This is a genomic window from Stenotrophomonas sp. 364 (assembly GCF_009832905.1).
GTDB classification, from domain to species: Bacteria; Pseudomonadota; Gammaproteobacteria; order Xanthomonadales; family Xanthomonadaceae; genus Stenotrophomonas; species Stenotrophomonas maltophilia_AP.
In genome coordinates this window covers 3,971,327-3,985,408 of sequence record NZ_CP047135.1, presented here as the reverse complement: position 1 = coordinate 3,985,408, position 14,082 = coordinate 3,971,327, and the positions used below count along the sequence as shown (strand labels likewise).

The 14,082-nt window shown below is 65.7% G+C and carries 13 protein-coding genes; 12 read left to right on the top strand and 1 reads right to left on the bottom strand.

The genetic code is table 11. The annotated features are described in order from the left end of the window. Positions 1-170: 170 nt before the first annotated feature. From GQ674_RS17845 to GQ674_RS17815, 7 genes are all read left to right on the top strand, one after another. Entirely contained in the window at positions 171-1,505 is a 1,335-nt protein-coding gene (locus GQ674_RS17845) for a M20 family metallopeptidase (RefSeq protein WP_159498145.1), read from the top strand. A 448-nt stretch (positions 1,506-1,953) separates the two neighbouring features. Beyond that, positions 1,954-2,772: an NADPH-dependent 7-cyano-7-deazaguanine reductase QueF gene (queF, locus tag GQ674_RS17840; RefSeq protein WP_159498144.1), complete on the top strand. Its 819-nt coding sequence runs from the start codon at positions 1,954-1,956 to the stop codon at positions 2,770-2,772. 277 nt (positions 2,773-3,049) lie between these two features. Then, the gene (locus tag GQ674_RS17835) at positions 3,050-3,343 is read left to right on the top strand and encodes a LysM peptidoglycan-binding domain-containing protein (RefSeq protein WP_159498143.1); all 294 of its coding nucleotides are present in this window, start codon (positions 3,050-3,052) and stop codon (positions 3,341-3,343) included. A 44-nt stretch (positions 3,344-3,387) separates the two neighbouring features. Continuing rightward, a complete protein-coding gene (locus GQ674_RS17830; protein ID WP_159498142.1) occupies positions 3,388-3,894 on the top strand; it encodes a hypothetical protein in 507 nt (168 codons plus the stop codon). A gap of 540 nt (positions 3,895-4,434) precedes the next feature. Next, on the top strand, positions 4,435-4,914 hold the full coding sequence (locus GQ674_RS17825; RefSeq protein ID WP_236546121.1) for a hypothetical protein: 480 nt from the start codon (positions 4,435-4,437) through the stop codon (positions 4,912-4,914). A gap of 2 nt (positions 4,915-4,916) precedes the next feature. After that, positions 4,917-5,486 (top strand): hypothetical protein, encoded by a 570-nt coding sequence (locus GQ674_RS17820; RefSeq protein WP_236546120.1) that lies wholly within the window; start codon positions 4,917-4,919, stop codon positions 5,484-5,486. Between the two features lie 318 nt (positions 5,487-5,804). Next, positions 5,805-8,030, top strand: a complete 2,226-nt coding sequence (locus tag GQ674_RS17815; RefSeq protein WP_159498140.1) for an NADP-dependent isocitrate dehydrogenase — start codon at positions 5,805-5,807, stop codon at positions 8,028-8,030. 132 nt (positions 8,031-8,162) lie between these two features. Here the strand turns inward: GQ674_RS17815 and GQ674_RS17810 are convergent, their stop codons facing one another. Further along, the gene (locus GQ674_RS17810) at positions 8,163-9,023 is read right to left on the bottom strand and encodes a hypothetical protein (RefSeq protein ID WP_159498139.1); all 861 of its coding nucleotides are present in this window, start codon (positions 9,021-9,023) and stop codon (positions 8,163-8,165) included. Between the two features lie 351 nt (positions 9,024-9,374). On the opposite strand from GQ674_RS17810, the gene GQ674_RS17805 reads away from it, so the two are divergent. From GQ674_RS17805 to aceK, 5 genes are all read left to right on the top strand, one after another. Then, entirely contained in the window at positions 9,375-10,328 is a 954-nt protein-coding gene (locus GQ674_RS17805) for a hypothetical protein (RefSeq protein ID WP_159498138.1), read from the top strand. A gap of 1 nt (position 10,329) precedes the next feature. After that, positions 10,330-10,878 (top strand): ATP/GTP-binding protein, encoded by a 549-nt coding sequence (locus tag GQ674_RS17800; RefSeq protein WP_159498137.1) that lies wholly within the window; start codon positions 10,330-10,332, stop codon positions 10,876-10,878. Continuing rightward, complete coding sequence (locus tag GQ674_RS17795; protein ID WP_159498136.1) at positions 10,871-11,359, top strand: roadblock/LC7 domain-containing protein; 489 nt, start codon at positions 10,871-10,873, stop codon at positions 11,357-11,359. The genes GQ674_RS17800 and GQ674_RS17795 overlap by 8 nt, the downstream gene beginning before the upstream one ends. Then, positions 11,335-11,694, top strand: a complete 360-nt coding sequence (locus GQ674_RS17790) for a hypothetical protein (RefSeq protein ID WP_038685821.1) — start codon at positions 11,335-11,337, stop codon at positions 11,692-11,694. The genes GQ674_RS17795 and GQ674_RS17790 overlap by 25 nt, the downstream gene beginning before the upstream one ends. Before the next feature lie 612 nt (positions 11,695-12,306). After that, the gene (gene aceK / locus GQ674_RS17785; protein ID WP_159498135.1) at positions 12,307-14,028 is read left to right on the top strand and encodes a bifunctional isocitrate dehydrogenase kinase/phosphatase; all 1,722 of its coding nucleotides are present in this window, start codon (positions 12,307-12,309) and stop codon (positions 14,026-14,028) included. Positions 14,029-14,082: the final 54 nt, after the last annotated feature.

The window sequence follows — 14,082 nt, the reverse complement described above, 5'->3', positions numbered from 1 at the left end:
ACCCGTCGCCCGGGAGCTTTCATGCATGACGGATGGGACGGGCGGTCAGACCGGATGTGACCGGCCGGGTTCCATGAATGAACGCCTGCAGGGGCAGAAAGTTACAGCAGCAAGTGCGCCGATGCCCTACATTCAGGTTCGACCGTCCTGTTCGTCCGTGGAGATGTGCAATGCCCCGTCTGTCGCTGCTGCTGTCCGCCCTGCTGCTTGCCTGCCCCGCGCTGGCCGCGGCCACCCCCGCCGAGCGCCCGGAAGTGACGGCGGCGGCCACCCGGCTGAAGGCCAAGGTGGTCGACTGGCGGCGCGATTTCCACCAGCACCCGGAGCTGTCCAACCGTGAGGAGCGGACGTCGGCCAAGGTGGCCGAGCAGTTGCGCGCGATGGGGCTGAAACCGAAAACCGGGATCGCCCACCATGGCGTGGTGGCGATCATCAAGGGCGGCAAGCCGGGTCCGCGGATCGCGCTGCGGGCGGACATGGACGCGCTGCCGGTGACCGAGCAGACGGGGCTGCCGTTCGCCTCCAAGGCGACCAGTACCTACCGCGGCGAGCCGGTGGGGGTGATGCATGCCTGCGGGCACGATGCACATACGGCCACGCTGCTGGGGGTGGCCGATGCGCTGGTGAAGATGCAGGCGAACCTGCCGGGCGAGGTGATGCTGATCTTCCAGCCCTCCGAGGAAGGGGCGCCGCCGCCGGAAGAGGGCGGTGCGGCGTTGATGCTGAAGGAGGGGCTGTTTGCCGATTTCAAGCCGGAGGCGGTGTTCGGGCTGCATGTGTTTTCGAGCGTGCCGGCGGGGCAGATCGCGGTGCGCGGCGGGCCGTTGATGGCGGCGTCGGACCGGTTCGGGATCAAGGTGATCGGGCGGCAGACGCACGGGTCGGCGCCGTGGAACGGGGTGGACCCGATCGTGGCGACGGCCGACCTGGTGGGGACGGCGCAGACGATCGTGAGCCGGCGGGCGAATCTGTCCAAGCAGCCGGCGGTGCTGACGTTCGGGGCGATCAAGGGCGGTATCCGCTACAACATCATTCCCGACGAGGTGGAGATGGTGGGGACGATCCGGACGTTCGACGAGGGGATGCGGCAGCAGATTTTCGCGGACCTGCGCAACGTGGCCGAGCATACGGCGGCGGCGCATGGGGCGAAGGCGGTGACGGAGATCTACGAGTCCGAGGGCAATCCGGCGACGGTGAACGATCCGGCGCTGACGGCGCGGATGTTGCCGAGTCTGCAGGCGGTGGTGGGCAAGGACAATGTGTACGAGCCGCCGCTGCAGATGGGGGCGGAGGATTTTTCGCTGTACGCCAAGGAGGTGCCGGGGCTGTTCTTCTTCGTGGGGTCGACGAGCGAGGGGATCGATCCGGCGACGGCGCCGGCGAACCATTCGCCGAAGTTCCTGCTGGATGAGAAGGCGCTGGATGTGGGCTTGCGGGCGTTGCTGCAGGTGAGTCTGGATTATCTCAACGGGACGGCGGTGGTGGCGCCTGCGGCGGGGGCTTGAGCAGGAGCAACAGCAACAGCAACAGCAACAGCAACAGCAACGGCGGGTTGGTCGGCTCTGACATGTCGCGTGTGGGGTGGGCCGGGGTGGGGTGGCGGGACACGCCGTGAACCCATCCCTGGGGGCTCGTGGGCGCCATCCATGGCGCCCAACGGTCCCGCCACCCCACCCCGACCCACCCCGGCAAGATGGTCGGTGACGGTGGGTCCCGGCCGCTGGCCGGGGCAGAAATCGGCACGGGCGGGATGGCTGCGGTCATTCGGGTTGACCTGCATTCAAATGGGTATTGGGGGGACGGTGGTAGGTCCCGGCCGCTGGCCGGGGCGACATCCGGCGCGGGCGGGATGGTTTCGATCTTCGCGCTGGCTGGGTCGCAATGGCTCCGGGTCGCCGTGGCCTTCTGTTTTCGTTGCCGGACGCCGCGCGGCTACCGGCGTAAAATGGGGCGATGAATACCCCCCAGGACTCCAGCCTCGGTCGCGAGGTTGCTTACCCGTCGCAGTACGATCCCGCGCTGCTGTTTCCCATTCCGCGCCGTGGCGCGCGTGAAGAGATCGGTCTGGACGAGGCGGCGCTGCCGTTCGTCGGGCACGATCGTTGGCAGGCCTATGAGCTGAGCTGGCTGGACCGGCGCGGCAAGCCGCGGGTGGCGGTGGCCACGGTCAGCGTGCCGTGTACGTCGCCCAATCTGATCGAATCCAAGTCGTTCAAGCTGTACCTCAATTCGCTCAACAGCACGCGCTTCGACGATGACGAGGCAGCGCGGCGCCAGATCACGGCCGATCTTTCCGGGTGCGCCGGGGCGGTAGTGACGGTACGGTTCGGGGTGCCGATGCTGGTCGAGGAGGCCGAGGGCGAGTCGCTGGACGAGCTGGATGTGGCGATCGAGTGCTACGGGCCGCCGGCGCCGGCGTTCCTGTCGGCCGACGCCGCCCAGGTAGTGACCGAGACGTTGAGTTCGGCGCTGCTGAAATCCAATTGCCCGGTGACCGGGCAGCCGGACTGGGCCAGTGTGAGCATCCGCTACCACGGGCCGCAGATCGACCGCGAGGGACTGCTGAAGTACCTGGTCAGCTACCGCGAGCACGCCGAGTTCCACGAGCAGTGCGTGGAGCGTATCTTCAGCGAAATCACCCAGCGCTGCGCACCGCAGTGGCTGGAAGTGGAAGCGCGCTACACCCGCCGCGGCGGCCTGGACATCAACCCCTGGCGGGCCAGCCACGGCATCGAGCTGCCTGCCCGCACCGTCCGCGACCTGCGCCAGTAGAGCGACCCCACGGGTCGCTGCCCCGGAACCCGGCACCGCCCGGTAGAGCGACCCCATGGGTCGCTGCCCCGGGAACCGGCACCGCCCGGTAGAGCGACCCCGTGGGTCGCTGCCCGGGAACCGGGGCATCACGCGCAGCCACCCATGGGGTGGCTCTACCCCCGGCAATGTGGCCGCCCGTCGCCGTTCGGCGCGTCTTCACATCCACGCCATGCCCTATTAACACGGGCTGTGACAACGTCGCTCCCATGTCGTCAATGAAGACGGGAGTGTGTGGATGAGTACCGATAAGAAGGCCGATTTCTCCGGTGTCACCTCCAGCGTGGACAGCACCGCGCACAAGGTCGAAAAGGCGGATTTCTCCGGCGTTACCGCTTCGGTGGACAGCACCGCCGAAAAGGTTGGGGGCACCTACACCGTGCAGAAGGGCGACTCGCTGTCGAAGATCGCCAAGCAGGAACTGGGCGATGCCAACGCCTGGAAAAAGATCTTCAAGGCCAACCGAGACGTGCTGGAGGACCCGGACAAGATCTTCCCGGGCCAGACCCTCAAGTTGCCGCCCAAAGCCTGAGTCACCCTTGCTTGTAGTCCACTGAATTCCCAGGGAGGAATTACATGAAGAAGACATCCATCAGTACTGCCGTTCTCGCTGCTCTGCTGGCCACCGTGGCATTGACCGGTTGCAAGAAGAAAGAAGACACCGCCGACAACAATGCGCAACCGGCGGCGGCAACGACTCCGGCTGAACCGGCACCGATGACGCCGGCAGCGCCCGAACCGATGGCCGCTGCGGCCGGCGTCAACGTCACCGCCGTGACGGTGGGCAAGACCGCTGCCGCCGACAAGAGCGTGGCCACGACTGCGCTGTTCGCGCCGAAGGACGACATCATCGTCTCGGTGCGCACCGATGGCGCGGCCAACAATGCCAACATCGCCGCCAAGCTGACCTTCCAGGACGGCCAGGTCGCGGGCGAGCAGAACCAGTCGTTCACCACCACCGGTGCCGAGACCACCAACGTCACCTTCAAGAATGCCAAGGGCTGGCCGGCGGGCAAGTACCGCGCGGAAGTCACGGTAGATGGTAAGGCGGCAGGAACGCCGCAAGAGTTCGAGGTCAAGTAAGCCGCCAGCCGACTCTCTCCCGGCAACAGGCTCACGATGGACGCAGCCGCGAGGCTGCGTCTTTTTTGTTTGAACTAGTGGTTGCGGTCGGAACTGTGTTAAGTGTTGCTCTCAGGTAAGAGCTCTCAGGAAGAGAAAATGAGTGTCGCTAGGTTGCTGCCGCTTCTGATGGTCCCGGTAATTTTTCCGGCAAATGCTCAAAAAGTGACGTACATACATACCGATGCTTTGGGTAGTCCGGTCGCAACTACTGATGAGCAGGGCAATCTGCTCGAGCGATTCGCATATGAGCCTTTTGGCCATTCCGTTGGCGACGGTGATTCCGATGGGCCTGCATTTGCGGGCCATGTACGAGATGGTTCGACCGGCTTAAGCTACATGCAATAGCGATATTACGCACCTGACGTAGGACTGTTTCTCAGCGTGGATCCTGTTACGCCCCATGGTGGCCGGCCGTCCCAGTTCAATAGATACCGCTACGCGAATGGGAACCCGTATTCCTTCACGGATCCAGATGGGCGCGTTGCGATCGTAACGCGCATGAAGGATGGATCTATAAACATTGATCTTCCTACCAAATTCACCGGCGCTGCCGCGTCGCCAGAGAACGTTGCTACCTTCAAGGAACAGGTGTCTTCGATGTCTGGCACATATAGCGTGGATGGCAAGCAAACCCGCGTCACAGTGGGGGTTTCGGACATCACCAAGAATACGCCGCGCTCAGCTAGAAATGAGGTCAAGCTCGTTGAGGGTGAGACCTCTCACTCAACAGGCAGGAGTTTCGCGGAGCTTGGCGGAAAACGCAGTGAGATCAACGTTCTTGATCGATTTTCAAGGGGTGTAGTTCCTCATGAAGTAGGCCATCTTGGGGGCGTGGATGACCTTTATGACAAAACTACTGGTCGGCCTGACCCCGCCCGAGGAAATGGGGTGATGAATAGAGTTCCTGGAATCGTCGATGATTTCCTGATTAACGGAATGATCGAGTCCAGTTCAAATGTTCAAAAACGGGAAAGATAGGTATGAAGAGCTTCTATCGCTGCGTCAGTCTTATCGCCGTCTTGGCCCCGCTTTCATCCTTCGCGCAAGATGCAAACCTCTGGGCCTACAGTTGCGACCACTTTCTCCATGGCGCCTGCTTGCGAATTCCTAGTGGGATGTCAGTGAATTACGAGGCGCCCGCGGACTTTGGACTCCATCGCGTGCAGGTGGAGGGGCGTGAGGTGGTACTTGTATACGAGGGGGATGCACCCAGCAGACGGCCAGCAGACACCCCCGCAGATCTGAAGCTGACTGCTCCCGGCTATCAGCTCTATGCGTTCAAGGTGAGCGAGGGAAAATCAGTTCGCTACGACCTGCACGTTTCCTCCGCCAAGTCAGAGGTGATGCCGTTGCACTTGGTGGCAAGAACGACAGGCGCAGTGGAGCAAGCTGCCTTGGCTGCAGTGCTTGGTGGCTTCCGTGTATGCAGTTTCAAACGAAATCGCACCGATCAGACGCTTGTGTGCCCCAGGCGCAGTATGTGGGGACAGGCGCTTTCCGAGTGGGCAACTGGCAAAGCTTCCGCGAAGGCGCAGGCGTCGGCGGACTGAGTCTCCGACGATACGCGCGCACATCCAAGCCTGCACCGAACCGGGTCTCACGCCACTTTCGCGCCCGCCGCCATCGGGCCGCCACCCGCCGCGTAGATCGATGTGTTCCAATACGTTTGCGTATGGTCCGGCTTTGCTCCCGAGAGCTGAAAACGCGACAATGCGGGGGTTTCCCGCCGCACGCACCGCTGGGTGGCGCGCTCCTCGGGGAAAGTGCGGGCCACGCTCTGCGGTGCCCTGCGCGCGACACGGTTGCACGCGGCCCGGCATCGCCGTCGGCCATCATTCACGAGATCCGCAAGAGAGCCCTGATCCCCCATGTCCAGTTCGCCCAAGATTCTCTACACGCTCACCGATGAAGCCCCGTTCCTGGCGACCCAGTCGCTGCTGCCGATCGTCGAGGCCTACACCGCCACCGCCGGCATTGCCGTTGAAACCCGCGATATCTCGCTGTCCGGCCGCATCCTGGCGCTGTTCCCGGATTACCTGAAGGACGACCAGAAGGAAGTGGACCACCTGGCCGAACTGGGCCAGCTGGCGACCACCCCGGACGCCAACATCATCAAGCTGCCCAACATCAGCGCCTCGGTGCCGCAGCTGAAGGCGGCCATCAAGGAACTGCAGGACCAGGGTTTCGCCCTGCCGAACTATCCGGACGTGCCCACCGACGACGTCTCGCGCGACATCAAGGCGCGCTACGACAAGGTCAAGGGCAGCGCGGTGAACCCGGTGCTGCGCGAAGGCAACTCCGATCGCCGCGCACCGCTGTCGGTGAAGAACTACGCGCGCAAGCACCCGCACCGCATGGGCAAGTGGTCGACCGAGTCCAAGTCGCATGTGGCGCACATGGACGGCGGCGATTTCTACGGCAGCGAAAAGTCGGCCACGCTGGCCACGGCCGGCAGCCTGAAGATCGAACTGCAGCAGGCCGATGGCACCACCGTCGTGCTGAAGGAAAAGACCGCGGTCAAGGCCGGTGAAATCGTCGATGCCGCCGTGATGAGCCGCAACGCGCTGGCCAGCTTCGTGCAGGCGCAGATCGCCGACGCCAAGGCCAAGGGCGTGCTGTTCTCGCTGCACCTCAAGGCCACCATGATGAAGGTCTCCGACCCGATCATGTTCGGCGTGGTCGTCGAAGAGTTCTACAAGGACGTGCTGGCCAAGCACGCCGACGTGCTCAAGCAGGCCGGCTTCGATCCCAACAACGGGATCGGCGACCTCTACGCGCGCCTGCCGCAGCTGCCCGAAGCCCTGCAGGAAACCATCAAGGCCGACCTGGCTGCCGAGTACGGCAAGCGCCCGGGCCTGGCGATGGTCAACTCCGACAAGGGCATCACCAACCTCCACGTGCCCAGCGACGTCATCGTCGACGCCTCGATGCCGGCGATGATCCGCGACTCGGGTGGCATGTGGAATGCCGACGGCAAGCTGCAGGACACCAAGGCCGTCATCCCCGACCGCTGCTACGCCGGTGTGTACCAGGCCGTCATTGATGATTGCCGCACTCACGGTGCATTCGATCCAGCCACCATGGGCTCGGTGCCCAACGTCGGCCTGATGGCGCAGAAGGCCGAGGAATACGGCTCGCACGACAAGACCTTCCAGATCCCGGCCGACGGCACCGTGCGCGTTACCGACGAGGCGGGTAGCGTGGTGTTCGAACACGCCGTCCAGACCGGTGACATCTGGCGCATGTGCCAGACCAAGGATGCCCCGATCCAGGACTGGGTGAAGCTGGCCGTCAACCGTGCCCGCCTGAGCAACACCCCGGCGGTGTTCTGGCTGGATGCCGCGCGTGCGCACGACGCGCAGGTGATCGCCAAGGTGGAAACCTACCTGAAGGACCACGACACGTCCGGCCTGGACATCCGCATCCTGACCCCGGTGGAGGCCACGGCCTTCTCGCTGGACCGCATCCGCAAGGGTGAGGACACCATCTCGGTGACCGGCAACGTGCTGCGCGATTACCTCACCGACCTGTTCCCGATCATGGAGCTGGGCACCAGCGCCAAGATGCTGTCGATCGTGCCGCTGATGGCCGGTGGCGGCCTGTTCGAGACCGGTGCCGGTGGGTCGGCGCCCAAGCACGTGCAGCAGTTCGTGGAAGAGGACTACCTGCGCTGGGATTCGCTGGGCGAGTTCCTGGCCCTGGCGGCCTCGCTGGAGCACCTCGGCAACCGTTACGACAATGCCGGCGCCACGGTGCTGGCCAAGACCCTGGACCAGGCCAACGGCCAGTTCCTGGACAACGACAAGTCGCCGTCGCGCAAGCTGGGTGGCATCGACAACCGCGGCAGCCACTTCTACATCGCGCTGTACTGGGCCCAGGCCCTGGCCGCACAGGACGACGATGCCGCGCTGAAGGCCCGCTTCGCCCCGCTCGCCAAGGCACTTGCCGACAACGAGCAGAAGATCGTCGAAGAGCTGGCTGCGGTGCAGGGCAAGGCCGTGGATATCGGCGGCTACTACCGTCCGGACGTGGCCAAGGCCTCGGCCGCGATGCGCCCGAGCACCACCTTCAACGGCGCGCTGGCTGCGCTGTAAGGTCTCGATGCCGCACCTGCGGTGATCGACAAAAACCCGCGCTTCGGCGCGGGTTTTTTGTTGCCGGTACCTGCCGCTCCCAACCGCCCCGGGGGGGTAGAGCCACCCCATGGGTGGCTGCACTGGTCGCCGCTACCGCCGGGCGGCCACCGGGTCCGGGAACAACGGCGTGAGCCGTTCGATGGCTGCATCCAGCCGCGCCACCTGTCCAGGCGCCAGCAGTTCGTGGCGAACCACCTGCTCGTAGTCGCCGCTGCCGCACGACCCCATCTGACAGAACTGATCCATCAACGGGCCACTCGCCACGCAATCGGCGCCGCGCCGGCACGCGGCAATCTGCAACGCGTATCCGGCCAGCTCGCCCAGGACCGGGTGACTGCCGTCATCGTCGTAGCGGTAGGCCATTTGACCCAGGTAGCGCATGGCGTCCAGATCGTCGGCGGCGATCGACTGTTCGATCAGGTCCAGGTAATCGGCCTTGTCCAACGTCTCCAGCGTGGCCATATGCAGCCACGCCTGCGATGCAACGTCGCCCTGGGCGGCTGCCTGTCTGCGCAGGGACCTCACGGCGGTGAGCGGAAAGCGCAGTCCCTCCTTGCCACCGCAGCGGGCGAAGATGCGGTGCCCGGCATCGATGATGGCCGGGCCCGCCGTCGGATCGAACGCCACGCCGGCCAGATGCTCAACGCCACGCAGATATTCCGCGCGCGCCAGGTTGACCATCGTGCAGTGCTCATAGCGCTCGGCGAGGGTGCGCTGCGCCAAGCGGTCACCGGCCTGCGCCGCGATGTTGAGCTGCGCCAGTTCCGCGTTGGCCTCTTCGGCCATGCGTGCCAGCGACGCAGTGGACATCGGCAGTGCGGCGACGGCATGGGCAGAGAGTGTCGCGTGCCGCGGCGGCGGCATGGGCATGGGCATGTGGGTCGCTGCGACCTGCGCGCCCGGCTGCCTGTGCAGCCCGCTCCAAGCCACCACACCCATCACCAGCACCAACAGCGCACCGGCGAACCAGGCGCCTGCATGTGTCTTGCCCCGCATCTCATTGCCTCCCTGCATGCCCGCTGGACCCACCGATACGCAACGACTCTATCGCGTCCTGTCGCGCGGCTTCCGCAGGCGTCCGAACTGAGACGTCCATCGAGGCACGCGCCCGGGCATGAAGGCCGCGTCAACGCGAGTGGTACGGAACTTGCCTTGTCACCACAGCGTCTGGCCACCCCCGGGCTGTGCACAAACGTCACTTCAATCTGTGCGATGCATCACTTAAGCCCCGGTATCGATGGCATAGCCTATCGACGATCTTTTCTGCAGTAAGTGTGATCTCTCACAACGCAGGGGAAGGCGATGGCCAGGGTGCTGGTGGTCGGATCGGATATCCAGGGGGAGCACGCCTTGTTGCAGCGCCTGCGCTCGGCCGCGGCATTGCCGGCCGACACCGTGCGCAGCTGCCGTGACCTGGATGATTGCGATCTGCTGGTGATCAAGGACACGCCCGCGCTGCGCAATGCCGCGCTGCGGATGGTGCGCGAGCGGCCCAGGATCCAGTTCTGGATCGAAGACCAGCATGGCCACCTGCGTCATGGCCAGGGGGATGAGCACGCGGTGCTGGACGACCACGCCATCGAGAACGCCCTGCGCCAGATGCCGCCGGCACCGGAACCCATCGAGGAACCCATCGCCGCCCGCAGCGCGAAGGCGATCACGCGCGTGCTGCGCGAAAGCCTGCAGTCGCGGCATGGCCACGCCGTGCTGGCGCTGGACGGCCTGCCGCTGCTGCTGGTGGATTTCGAGCAGGACCAGATGGTGGTGCCCGACGCCAGCGACAACGTGGCGATGGCGCAGGCCCTGTCGGACAGTTTCGAGCGCCTGGCCCTGCACGGCATCGCCGCCAAGCGCTACCAGCAGCTGGCCGGCGAGCTGCCACGGCAACCGCTGCGGCCGCTGTTGTGGCAATGGGGCCAGCATCCAGCGCACTGGCACGATCTGGACGCCCGCCTGCGCCAGCACGCCCGCGTGCGCCTGCTGCGCTGGCCCGACTTCCGCGTATTGGGCCACCAGCACGACAGCTTCCGGTTGTGTTCGCTGCTGCTCAAGCGCGCCTGTAGCGTCGATGAGTGCGCCACGCTGCTGGAGATCCCGCGCGAGGCTGTCTGTGCGTTCGTGCACCCGGCCTACCTGTGCGGGTATGCCGCACTGGAAGCACCGGCCGCAGGCATGCGCCTGGCGGGCGGCGCGGGCGATGGCGGCGGCCTGCTGGCCCGCATGTGGCGCAGCGTTCGCCAGCGCGGCGGGGGCTGACGTGCGCGAACACAAGATCGTGGTGCTGGGCAGCATGGGATGTGGAAAGTCGACCTTGGTGCGTGCCATCGCCGCCGGTGCGGTGATCAACACCGACGTGCACAACAGCGACCGCCAGGGCGCGGACAAGGCGTCCACCACGGTGGCGATGGACTACGCGGACATCGACCTTCCCAATGGCGACCGCCTGCGCCTGTATGGCACGCCCGGGCAGCAGCGCTTTGATTTCCTCTGGCCGATCCTGCTGCAGGGCGCCAGTGGCGTGGTGCTGCTGCTGGATGCCACCCGCGTCACCGCCGCTGACGAACTCGTCGCCTACCTGGCGGTGCTGCACCAGCATGCCGCGCAGGTGCCGGCGGTGATCGGCGTGTCGCGGCTGGACCTGGCCCCGCAGTTCGATCTGGAGGCCTGCGCCGTACACACCGGCCAGCAGGGCCGTTGGCTGCCGGTGGTGCCGGTGGATGCACGTGATCGCGAACAGGGACTGTGCCTGATGGACGTATTGATGAGCGAAATGGAAGCCGGTGCCCTGGTGGCCGCGCATGGCTGATGGACACGATGCGCGCCGCCTGGACCCGGCGTTGCGCGAGCGATTGGGCAGCCACCTGCAGGGCTTTGCCGATGACATCAACGGGGTACGCAGCGTGGTGCTGGCCAGCGTGGATGGCTTCGCGCTGGTGCCGGCCGCAGGCACGCACGGCAATGGCGAGCGCCTGGCCGCGATGACCAGCGCGATGCTGGCGCTGGCTGCCGCGGTGGGCCGCGAGCTGGCGTTGGGGGAACTGGAAGTGCTGATGCTGGAGGCGGGCGAGGGCAAGGTGCTGATGCTGGCCCTGCCTGCAATGCCGGCACCGCTGCTGCTGATGACCGCCTGCGACGCGCGCTGCGTGATCGGCAAGGTGCTGTGGAGTGCGAAGGAATGTGGCCGCAACATCATGGCCGAACTCAGCGGATCACGAGCCGATCCGCAGGGGAACACGGGGCTCGACAACCAACGGGGTGCAACATGGCAGGACTCGACGATACTTTGAACGCGCTGATGACCATCGATGGCGCGCAGGCAGTGGCACTGGTCGATTACGAAAGCGGCATGCTGCTGGGGGAGGCCGGTTCGGGGATGGACATGGAAGTGGCCGCGGCAGGCAACACCGAGGTGATCCGGGCCAAGATGAAGACGGCCGCGTCGCTCAATCTCAACGACACCATCGAAGACATCCTGATCTCGCTGGGCAAGGCATACCACATCCTGCGCCCGGTCTCGCGCAAGAAGGGCCTGTTCCTGTACCTGGTCCTGGACCGCAACAAATCCAACCTCGCCCTGGCGCGCCGCAAGGTGCAGGACGTGGAAGCCGAACTGGCGCTGTAAGGTTCCCTCCGCCGTCGGCCGCGCCGTGGTGGCGGCCGGCCGCGTTTTTTTCGTGAATCTTCTCCCGGCGCAGGGAAGCGTCCTGCTCCAACGACGTTGGTAGATCGAGCAGGGTGATGTGGATTTGCCCGGGTAGTCCAGGCGATGTGTGGCTCGGTAGCTCCGACTGGGCTTGTCGCGAGCGTGGGGGCCCCGTAGCGGCCGGTAGGCCCCTGGCGCAAATGTCCCCCGGCCGCCGGCGCGGCCTCCTCCTTTATTTTGCCCAGGAGCCTACCGGCCGCTACGGGGCTTGGCTCACGGTGCGCAGGTAGAAGCCAGGTTTTTTTTGGCGCTGGTCGGTGGGTCGGGCGTTGGGCGCCCATGCCCTTGGAGGCGAAATAAAGGAGGAGGGGGCGGCCGCAGGCCGACGCCGGGGGACATTCGCCGGAAAGGGCATGGGCGCCCAACGCCCGATCCACCGACAACCGCGCCAAAAGATCCACGGCGCTTCATGCTCGCCACGCGGAGGGCAGCAGCGCCGTTCCCTTGTCCCCAGCCGAACAACCGCCGCCGCTACCCGGGCTCGTGTTTGGTGTCGTATGGTTGGGTCAGGTCTTTGATGGGTCTGCCTGCATGCGTGGTGCCGATTGCGATGCTCGAGTGCTGGCGGAACTCATCCGCGACGGATTCGAGGCCTACCATGCACGCTTTGCGGCCGTCACGCAGCGGGCGCGGCTGCGCTTTGAAACGCGTGACTGGACCGGTGCCCGGCAGGACGCCGTCGAACGTATCGGCCTGTATGACCAGTGCATCGCCCAGACCGTGGATGCCCTGCGCCGCGGCGCCGGCGAGCAGGTGGGCACCCGCACGCTGTGGCTGCACGTGCGCCAGGCCTACGCCGCGCTGCTGGAGGGCCTGATCGATGCCGAGCTGTACAAGACCTTCTACAACACCCTGGCGCGGCGGCTGTTCGCCACGCAGGGCGTGGATGCGGCCATCGAGTTCATGGCCATGGATGTCGAGCCGTCCGACGCGATCACCCATCCGGTGGCGCGGCACAGCTACACGCTGTCGGCCACGCGTCCGGCCGAAGCACTGCTGCGGGTGCTGGGCGACTACCGGTTCGACGTGCCCTACGCGCACCAGCTGCGCTGCGCGGCGGCGATCGCGGTGCGGCTGCAGGATGACCTGGCGCATTGGGGGGATTACCCGGTGCGCAGCATCGAACTGCTGGATACCGTGTTCTACCGCGAACGCCGCGCCTACCTGGTGGGCCGCGTGTTCGGCGAGCATCGCTTTTCGCCGTGCGTGATCGCGCTGGTCAACGACCAGCACGGCCTGCGCGCCGAAGCGGTGCTGACCCGGCGCCGCGACGTGGCGCACCTGTTCGGCGTGTCGCGCAGCTATTTCCAGGCCGACCTGGCCACCGTGGGCGATGCGGTGGTGTTCCTGCGCAGCCTGCTGCCGACCAAGCCCATCGATGAGATCTACACCGTGCTGGGGCGCGCCAAGCAGGGCAAGACCGAGCGCTACCGCACCTTCTTCCGGCACTTCCAGGACCATCCCACCGAACAGCTGGTGCATGCCGATGGCACCCCGGGCATGGTCATGGCGGTGTTCACGCTGCCCAGCTACCCGCTGGTGTTCAAGCTGATCCGCGACCGCTTCGCCTGGCCCAAGGCCATGTCCCGGCAGCAGGTGGAAGAGAAGTACGCGCTGGTCTTCAACCTGGACCGCGTGGGCCGCCTGCTGGATGCGCAGCCTTACCGCCACCTGCGGTTTCCGCGTGCGCGTTTCGCCCCGGCGCTGCTGGACGAGCTATTGACCCAATGCCGCAGCAGCGTCAGCGAGGACGGCGACGACGTGGTGGTGACGCTGTGCTACGTGCAGCGCCGATTCCGCCCGCTCAACCTGTACCTGCGCGAGCAGGCCAGCGAGGCCCGGCGCAACGCGGCGCTGGACTACGCGCAGGCGATCACCGACATGGCGCGCAACAACATCTTCCCCGGCGACATGCTGCCGAAGAACTTCGGCGTGTCCCGCCATGGGCGCGCGGTGTTCTACGACTACGACGAACTGTGCCTGGTCAGTGACTGCAACTTCCGGGCCTGGCCCACGCCCCGCAACGCGGAGGAAGCGCTGGCCGACGAGCCCTGGTTCCAGATCGGCCCGCGCGATGTGTTCCCCGAGCGCTTCTGGATGTTCATGGGCCTGCCGGGGCCTGAACTGGCGGCGGTGCGCGAGCACTTCGGGCACCTGTTCGATCCTGCGTGGTGGCAGGACTTGCAGGCACGCTTTGCCGCCGGTGATTTTCCTGATACGCCGCCTTATGCCTCAGGCCAGCGACTGGCCTGATTGGAAACCCTGCCAGCCCTGCGCTACGCTCAGCGCCGTCCACAAGGAGCAGGT

Bases quoted from the DNA above. Each gene is read 5' to 3' on its own strand.
- queF (WP_159498144.1), top strand. From the start codon at position 1,954: ATGAATACCCCCCAGGACTCCAGCCTCGGTCGCGAGGTTGCTTACCCG.
- GQ674_RS17805 (WP_159498138.1), top strand. From the start codon at position 9,375: ATGGCCAGGGTGCTGGTGGTCGGATCGGATATCCAGGGGGAGCACGCC.
- GQ674_RS17830 (WP_159498142.1), top strand. From the start codon at position 3,388: ATGAAGAAGACATCCATCAGTACTGCCGTTCTCGCTGCTCTGCTGGCC.
- GQ674_RS17825 (WP_236546121.1), top strand. From the start codon at position 4,435: ATGAAGGATGGATCTATAAACATTGATCTTCCTACCAAATTCACCGGC.
- GQ674_RS17790 (WP_038685821.1), top strand. From the start codon at position 11,335: ATGGCAGGACTCGACGATACTTTGAACGCGCTGATGACCATCGATGGC.
- GQ674_RS17795 (WP_159498136.1), top strand. From the start codon at position 10,871: ATGGCTGATGGACACGATGCGCGCCGCCTGGACCCGGCGTTGCGCGAG.
- aceK (WP_159498135.1), top strand. From the start codon at position 12,307: ATGCGTGGTGCCGATTGCGATGCTCGAGTGCTGGCGGAACTCATCCGC.
- GQ674_RS17815 (WP_159498140.1), top strand. From the start codon at position 5,805: ATGTCCAGTTCGCCCAAGATTCTCTACACGCTCACCGATGAAGCCCCG.
- GQ674_RS17820 (WP_236546120.1), top strand. From the start codon at position 4,917: ATGAAGAGCTTCTATCGCTGCGTCAGTCTTATCGCCGTCTTGGCCCCG.
- GQ674_RS17835 (WP_159498143.1), top strand. From the start codon at position 3,050: ATGAGTACCGATAAGAAGGCCGATTTCTCCGGTGTCACCTCCAGCGTG.
- GQ674_RS17845 (WP_159498145.1), top strand. From the start codon at position 171: ATGCCCCGTCTGTCGCTGCTGCTGTCCGCCCTGCTGCTTGCCTGCCCC.